1 protein-coding gene is annotated in these 1877 nt (G+C 63.1%); it reads right to left on the minus strand.

Annotated elements, in window-relative coordinates; translation table 11 throughout:
• Positions 1-83 precede the first annotated feature (83 nt).
• Positions 84-1328, minus strand: a complete 1245-nt coding sequence (gene ltrA / locus FS320_RS42575) for a group II intron reverse transcriptase/maturase (RefSeq protein ID WP_244627750.1) — start codon at positions 1326-1328, stop codon at positions 84-86.
• Positions 1329-1877 lie beyond the last annotated feature (549 nt).

Consider the following 1877-nt stretch of genomic DNA (forward strand, 5'->3'; position numbering starts at 1 on the left):
CAAATCGGGATAGGGGGGAACCTCGCGGTTCCGCCCCTCCCACACCACCGTACATACGGGTCCGTATACGGCGGTTCGTCGGATTACTCGACCGGCTTGACGTAGATAGAGGCAAGACCGAGGTCCTTGAAGAAGGCATTGGGGAACGCGAAGGAAAGTGCCGGGCTGTTGCTGAGCCGCCAGACACGGTGAGGACTACCGGCGGCTTTCGCAGCCAAGTCCTTTCGGATGCCACGGCGGCGCAGTTCCGCAAAGCGGGTCGTTCCGTACTTCCACTGCTTCCAGACGATAGCGCGAAGCCGTCGCCTGATCCATTTGTCCAAGGTCCGCAAGTCCGTTGGAGTCTCGCAGAAGCCGAAGTAACCGCGCCATCCAATCAGATAACGCGATAGCGCCGGAATGATCTGCGCGAGGCTGCGCCCGCCTGTCCGTGACGTGAGTTCTCGAACCCGCTGCTTGAACCTGGCCAGCGCCTGCGGCGCAATGCACCGCCTGAGCCGACCAAGGTTTAGAAAGCTGAAGCCGAGGAACTTCCGCTCGGTCGGAGAAGCGACAGCGCTCTTGGCCTTGTTCACCTTCAGCTTGAGGCGCCTTTCGAGGAACCGGGTGACGCTGGCCATGACCCGCTCGCCTGCACGAGGACTGCGGACATAGATGTTGCAATCATCGGCGTACCTTGCGAACCGGTGGCCGCGCCGTTCCAGTTCCTTGTCGAGCACATCGAGCATGAGGTTTGAGAGCAAGGGTGAGAGCGGACCCCCTTGCGGGACTCCCTCATCCATCGGATCGACCATCCCGCCCACGAGCACCCCTGCCGTCAGATAACGGCGGATGAGCCGGAGCAGATGCCGGTCCTGCACCCGTTTGGCCACCAGCCCCATCAGGATGTCGTGGGACACGCGATCGAAGAATTTCTCCAGATCGAGGTCGACGACGGTGCGGCAGCCGTCAGCGATGAACTGCTGGGCGGCGGCCACGGCCTGATGCGCCGAGCGTCCGGGCCGGAACCCGTAACTCGACGGCGAGAAGGTCGGGTCCCAGTCCTCTTGCAGCACCTGCATCACCGCCTGCTGGAGGAAGCGGTCGAGTACCGTTGGAATCCCGAGGCCACGAGTGCCTCCGGATGCCTTCGGAATGTCGACGCGCCGCACCGGCTGCGGCTGGTAGGTGCCGTTGAGAAGTTGAGCCCTGATCTCGGGCCAGTGGTCTTTCAGGTGGGCGGCCAGATCGTCGACGGTCATGCCGTCAACGCCGGGCGCGCCCTTGTTGCGTCTGACCTGGGCCAGCGCCTTCTTCAGATTGTCGCGGGCGACAATCCTCTCCATCATTGATCCCACCGGGATCGCTGGGCTTTCGGGGGCGGGTGCCGCCGACGCGACTTCGGCTCCTCCGGCGAGCGGGCTCGGGGCTTCACCCTCTGCCGCACCACCGAAAGCCAACTCAAGTTGGTGTTGCTGCCGCTTGGTCCGTCGAGACACCTGCTCTACTTGCCCTCTCTGACGTTCGGGCCTTCGGCCTTCTCGGCCTACTATGCCGTCTGCTGACTTCTCCGCCCCGATCACGGATCTTGCGACCCGCTCAGTCCGGATGCCCGGACAGGGCGGAGATCTCCCGAGGTAAGTTCGACCGCCTTCCCCGCACACCTGCCGAATTTACCGCCTCGGTCCTTGATGACCGTGGACTTCGCAGCTTCTAGCCTGCTCGTCCGGCCAAGACGGCCTCATATCCGGTTCTTGTTCATCAGGTCGCGGTTTTGCTCCACGCTTCCTTCAGACCTCACCTCGCGGCGACGCCCTTGCGCATTGCTAACCCTTCGCCGCCATCAGGCTGGGTAGAGGACTTGCACCTCCAAGCTGTCGAACATGCTCGGCACACTA

Origin of the sequence: Microvirga tunisiensis (assembly GCF_009296175.1) — a bacterium.
Lineage (GTDB): Bacteria > Pseudomonadota > Alphaproteobacteria > Rhizobiales > Beijerinckiaceae > Microvirga > Microvirga tunisiensis.

Coding starts and splice junctions, on each gene's coding strand:
- ltrA (WP_244627750.1), bottom strand. CDS start 1,328: ATGATGGAGAGGATTGTCGCCCGCGACAATCTGAAGAAGGCGCTGGCC.